6 protein-coding genes are annotated in these 5,146 nt (G+C 69.0%); 5 read left to right on the plus strand and 1 reads right to left on the minus strand.

Annotated features, from left to right (window positions below; genetic code table 11):
- Both VXC91_RS42080 and VXC91_RS42085 read left to right on the plus strand, forming a co-directional pair.
- A partial coding sequence (locus VXC91_RS42080) for a cold-shock protein (RefSeq protein ID WP_329512636.1) occupies nt 1–149 on the plus strand: 149 nt, incomplete at its 5' end.
- 492 nt (nt 150–641) lie between these two features.
- Entirely contained in the window at nt 642–1,121 is a 480-nt protein-coding gene (locus tag VXC91_RS42085; protein WP_329512632.1) for an Hsp20/alpha crystallin family protein, read from the plus strand.
- A gap of 416 nt (nt 1,122–1,537) precedes the next feature.
- On the opposite strand, the gene VXC91_RS42090 is transcribed toward VXC91_RS42085, so the two are convergent.
- The gene (locus tag VXC91_RS42090) at nt 1,538–1,927 is read right to left on the minus strand and encodes a hypothetical protein (RefSeq protein ID WP_329512633.1); all 390 of its coding nucleotides are present in this window, start codon (nt 1,925–1,927) and stop codon (nt 1,538–1,540) included.
- Nucleotides 1,928–1,967: 40 nt separating this feature from the next.
- Here VXC91_RS42090 and VXC91_RS42095 point away from each other — a divergent pair, with 40 nt between their 5' ends.
- From VXC91_RS42095 to VXC91_RS42105, 3 genes are all read left to right on the plus strand, one after another.
- On the plus strand, nt 1,968–2,156 hold the full coding sequence (locus VXC91_RS42095) for a potassium-transporting ATPase subunit KdpA (protein ID WP_329512637.1): 189 nt from the start codon (nt 1,968–1,970) through the stop codon (nt 2,154–2,156).
- 93 nt (nt 2,157–2,249) lie between these two features.
- On the plus strand, nt 2,250–3,773 hold the full coding sequence (locus VXC91_RS42100) for an AAA family ATPase (protein WP_329512634.1): 1,524 nt from the start codon (nt 2,250–2,252) through the stop codon (nt 3,771–3,773).
- Nucleotides 3,774–3,899: 126 nt separating this feature from the next.
- On the plus strand, nt 3,900–4,571 hold the full coding sequence (locus VXC91_RS42105) for a CBS domain-containing protein (RefSeq protein ID WP_329512635.1): 672 nt from the start codon (nt 3,900–3,902) through the stop codon (nt 4,569–4,571).
- Nucleotides 4,572–5,146: the final 575 nt, after the last annotated feature.

Here is a 5,146-nt window from a genome sequence, read left to right on the forward strand (position 1 = left end):
CGCAGGAGGGCGGCGGCCCGGACGTCTTCGCCCACTTCTCCAACATCGTCGGTCAGGGCTACCGCGAACTACAGGAGGGCCAGCACGTGGAGTTCGACGTCACCCAAGGCCAGAAGGGCCTCCAGGCGGAGAACATCCGCGTCATCTGACCCCAGCACCCGAACAGGCCCAGCACCGTGGAGGGTGCCGGGCCTGCGTGCTGGCCGCGCCTTACTCATCGGCGCCGGCTGCCGCTCCCCCACACAGGCGCCGCCCGCCGAAGAGGCTGACCGCGTTCCACTTGCGCAGGTCCCCGGTGGGGGCGCCTCCACGAGCCGAGGGCTGGAGATGCTTGTAACACCACATCGCCCGGCTCCGCATCATCCGCGATCTGCTGGTAGTCCCCCGAGCCGGGACAACCCGAGAAGACGTACACCCAGTGACCCATGCCTGCCATCCTGCCGGGAACAACGAACACCCCACTGATCAGGCACGAAGCCTGTGGAGTAGATCCGCGCGAAGGGATGACAGGCACTGCTGATCAGATGGGTCCGCGGCTGGAGGTCCGGAGCCGGTCGCCGGCGGTCCGATTCGCGGGCCGCGACGGATACCCGCAGCATGGAAATGACCCGAATGCCGTCGTTTCGCGGAGGTGAACCGCGATGACTCTGCCTGTACACCACCGGCCCGGACGGCTCCTGGAACGACCGTTCCCCTCCCTGGGCTGGGGCGAGCCGATCGCCGCCGAGCTCGATGATCTCTTCGAGCGGATGAACCGGTTCCTGGAGTCCGCCGGTGGTGTTGCGCCCTCCGTCCGGGCCTGGTCACCACTGGCCGACCTGCACGAAACGGAGGACGCCTACGTGGTCGAGGCGGAACTGCCCGGTATGAAGCGCGAGGACATCGACGTCGAGGTCAGCGACCGGGAACTGTGCATCACCGGGGAGTACAAGGATCGCGAGCATGAAGGCGTCCTACGCCGCAGTACCCGGCGCACCGGGCATTTCGAGTACCGGGCCCTACTGCCGGCAGACCTCAAGGCCGAAGAGATCACGGCGACGCTGGCCGACGGGGTACTGACCGTCACCGTCCCCAAGACCCAGGCGGCCAAGCAGCACCACATCGAGATCACCCAAGCGTGACGGCAACGTGGCGGTGGGGGCTGGTCACCCGACCCCACCGCCACATCCGGGCGACCACATGACCCCCACCGGGCCGTATGCCCCGGGCGCCGGGCGGGGAGTGTGACGGCCCCCGACCGACGCCCGGCCCTGCCGCTTCGGTGGTCAGGTGCTGTCTGCCCTCTATCCACGTCTCCGACGCCGACCTCGCCCGGCTTTCCCCCGGCTTGGCCACGACCACATCCGCGTTTGTCCGGCCGCTACCACTTCCGGCTCCCGCCCGAGCTCGCCGCGGGCAAGCTCCGCGCCCTGCGCACCGCACAGGAGACCGTCATCAGCTGACCGGCCCGCCGTTCCCGGCCCCCTCGGCCAGCAGCCGCCACACCTGCTCGTGCGAGACCCCGCAGAACTTCCCGATCCGCCGCAGCCCCGACCCCTCAGCCGCTGCGGCGGCCGTCGCCTCCACCCCCGGGCCTCGTCCAGCGCGCCCACCAGCGCACCGCGCAGCTCGTCCAGCAGCCGCATCCGCAATGCTGGAGCCAACCCGTCCAACCGCTGTCCTGCTCGGAATTGCAGGGCACCAGGCTTGTGGTAAAGGCGAACCACTGGGAAGTGCCGCTGTACTGGACCGTCGCCTCGGCCCGCTCGCCGTCCCAGGTGGTGTGTACTGCCAGGTCGCCGGTCACGATCCCGGCCTCGTCGGTACGGACGCCTCCCCGCACGGCGAACAGCCTCGCCGACGCCTGGTGGCCGGAGAGGCTGGTGTACCGACCGGCCGGTGTACGCGCGCCCGAGGAACAGCCGTGGCCGGTGTACGCGCGCAGCATGTAGCCGCTCTCGGTGCTACTGCTGTACCCCTTCCTGCGGGTGCAGCATGGTCTGCCGCGCTCCCTCGGCCCTCCCGCAGTCAGCGCCGAGCAGGCATCCAACACTGCTGCCTCCTTCGCGACGAACACCGACTGGCAGTCCTGCTCCTGCGAAGCGACCATGGGCCATCGGGTGCAGATGGATGAGTACACGTCCCACACCGCATGTTCCTTTCCGCCGCGAGCCTGACAACCTGCTCCGCCGGCGCACGGGCGGCCTGACCGCGTATGTCGCGGCGTGCGGCATTCGACGTTGTACTGGTTGAGGGAGTGCTGCCGAGCGATGGGAGCAGCCGTGTCGCTGCCCGACCTTTCCCACCCCACGAAGCCCGAGACGGTCTTCGACCGCGATGTCGAGTGGGACGCACTCGTCGCCTTCTCCTGTGACACCCGCGCCGGAGCCGGCCTCGGATTCGTGTCGGGACGGCTGCGGCAGGGCAAGACGTACCTGCTGAAGGCTCTCACCGCAGCCGTGGGCGGCTTCTACTTCGGGGCACAGCCGGCAACCGAGGGCGAGTCCCTGCGCCGACTCCGCGACGAGCTGACCCTGCACACGGGCACATCGCCGCCGAACCACTGGCGGAGCTGGGAGGACGCCGTCGACGCCCTGCTCGCGCTGGGCGACGGGCGGCCTGTCCTCATCGTCGTCGACGAGTTTTCCGACCTCGTACGGCAGAGTCCCGCGCTTCCCTCCATCATCCACAGGGCCTACCACCGCCTGCGTGAATCGGGGCGGGACAACCGTACGCGCCTGCTGCTGAGCGGCAGCGCCCTGCCGGTGATGCACCGTCTGTTCTGCACGGCCTCACCGCTGCACGAGCTGGCTGATCTGGAACTGACCATTCGTCCGCTGGACTTCCGGCAGGCCGCACGGTTCTGGGGCATCGCCGATCCCCGCCTCGCCCTGCTGGTTCACGCCGTCGTGGGCGGCACCCTCGCCTACCGGCGCTATGCCGGAGACCACGCCCCTGGCGGGACCGACGACTTCGACGCCTGGGTCTGCACAACCGTCCTCAACCCCCGGACTCCCCTCTTCCTGGAAGCCCATCACCTGCTGCAGGAGGAGACCGACCACTGGGACCGTGCGCTCTGCCACTCCGTGCTCGCCGCCATCGCCTCGGGCTGCTCGACGCAGGGCGAGATCTCCGAATGCCTCGGCACGCCGCTCACCGAAGCCTCACGCTGTCTCGCGCTGTTGCAGGCGAACGCTCTGCTCCACAGCGGGCCCGACGCCTTCCGGCCGAACCTGGTCCGGCTGCACATCGCGGAGCCGCTGCTGGCCTTCGAACACGCGGCGATCTGGCCCCACCGCTCGGCGCTGGAGCAACAGGAAGCCATCGAGGTCTGGCGTCGCGCACGTCCCGTCTTCGACGCTGCCGTGGCGCGCCCGCACTTCGCCCAGGTCTGCCGGGAATGGGTCATGAACTTCGCCGACCCGGCCGTCTTCGGTGCGCGCCCCGAAACGGCAAGCCACGGCTCACTTCCCAACCCGGCGCGCCACGCCGACCTGGACGCCGAAGTGGTCGTACGCGGCGAGGCCGACCACTGTTCCGAGGCACTGCTGTCGGTGGGAGTGGCACGCTGGGACGAGGTCATGGACCTGCACCACCTGGAACACCTCCGTCACCTCCTCGCCCTCCTCGCCGCCCGCGGCGAGGACGTCACCCGCACGCGGCCCGCCTGCTACAGCGCCGTCGGTTTCACCCCCGGCCTTCGCTCGGCTGAAGCCGACGGCGATGTGTTGCTCATCGGCCTAGACCAGCTGTACCGGGGCCAGCAGTCCCCGACGACTCAAGGACGGCGGTGAAGGCTGAGGAGAGACCTCAGCCTTCACCGGCCTGCTACGCCCCGGACCGTGGATGCGGGTGCTTTCCAGGGAGCGGACAGTGGAGAGAGGACCTGTGCCGCAAGCGCCTGAGGAAGGAGCGGTGACATGCTGCACCGGATGGTCGGAGACCTCATGACCACGGCCGTCGTAAGCGTGCGTCCAGGTACGAGCTTCAAGGACATCGCCGAGCACCTCGCGGAGCACGACATCACGGCGGTACCGGTCGTCGACGACCAAGGCCGTCCTGTCGGCGTGGTGTCGGAGGCAGATCTGCTGTTCAAACAGGAGAGCCAGACTGATCCGGCCGGACATCTGACCGCCGCGCACCTGCTGCCCGCAGAACGCGCCAAGGCTCGTGCGCTGATCGCGGAGGAGTTGATGACCAGTCCGGCTGTCACGGCGCGGCCGCAGTGGTCGGTCGTGGAGGCGGCCCGCGCCATGGCCCAGCATCATGTCAAGCGGCTGCCCGTCGTGGACGACGCAGGGCGTTTGGTGGGCATCGTCAGCCGCGCCGATCTGGTGCGCGTCTTCCTGCGGCGAGACGTCACGATCCGCGAGGAGATCATGACGGACATCTTGACGCGGACCCTCGGCCTCGACCCGGGCGCGGTCACCGTCCAGGTCACCCAGGGACGAGTGACCCTCAGCGGCACCCTGCCGCAGAGCAGCCTCATCCCCATCGCAGTACGCCTGAGCGCGAGCGTCGACGGCGTCGTCGACGTCACGAGTCGCCTCCGCGCCGGGAACGACGCCGCAGCCGGTACACCGCGGCGATGACGTACATCCGTGCCACAGACGGGGTCACTGACACAAGCACTCCTTCAAGAGCGTGGGCTCCCTGGTGCTCCTCGCCAGCTCGGTCGGCTGTTCGTAGGTCCGTCGGACGGGCACAGAGCGTTCTGGGTTGCCCGAGTGTCTTCGCCGCGATCAACGGGCCGCCACATCTCCGGATGCTCCAGGGCGAGGGCGTGCGAGCTGATGGAGCGTGGTCAGGGCACCGCCGTACCATGCGGTGGCCCCGACAAAGCGGAAGCCCGGGCTGCGCCGTGGATAGGGCCTGCGGCCGCATGTCGGCGGGTTCCTTCTGCACCGGGCGACCGACGAGGGCCGCGACGTTGTCGGCTACTGTCAGCACCCCGGCGAGCCGCCCCGTACGGGACGGTAAAACTAACGGCGGATCTGATGATCAAGAGAGAGACGCCAGATGACCGAGACCGCCGTTGAGCCCGAGTCCGTTGGGCAGTGCGGGTGCCGAAAACCCCATCCATGGTCTGTGAGCCGCAGGTTCTCGGGAACGTCCGTCGATCGGCGGACAGGCGTGTCAGGCTGATCGACCGTGCTGCTGCAACGCA

Source organism: Streptomyces chiangmaiensis, assembly GCF_036281785.1.
Classification (GTDB): Bacteria; Actinomycetota; Actinomycetes; order Streptomycetales; family Streptomycetaceae; genus Streptomyces; species Streptomyces chiangmaiensis.

Excerpts from the sequence above, each read along its gene's own strand:
- VXC91_RS42090 (WP_329512633.1), bottom strand. The coding sequence starts at position 1,927 with ATGCTGCGCGCGTACACCGGCCACGGCTGTTCCTCGGGCGCGCGTACA.
- VXC91_RS42085 (WP_329512632.1), top strand. The coding sequence starts at position 642 with ATGACTCTGCCTGTACACCACCGGCCCGGACGGCTCCTGGAACGACCG.
- VXC91_RS42105 (WP_329512635.1), top strand. The coding sequence starts at position 3,900 with ATGCTGCACCGGATGGTCGGAGACCTCATGACCACGGCCGTCGTAAGC.
- VXC91_RS42100 (WP_329512634.1), top strand. The coding sequence starts at position 2,250 with ATGGGAGCAGCCGTGTCGCTGCCCGACCTTTCCCACCCCACGAAGCCC.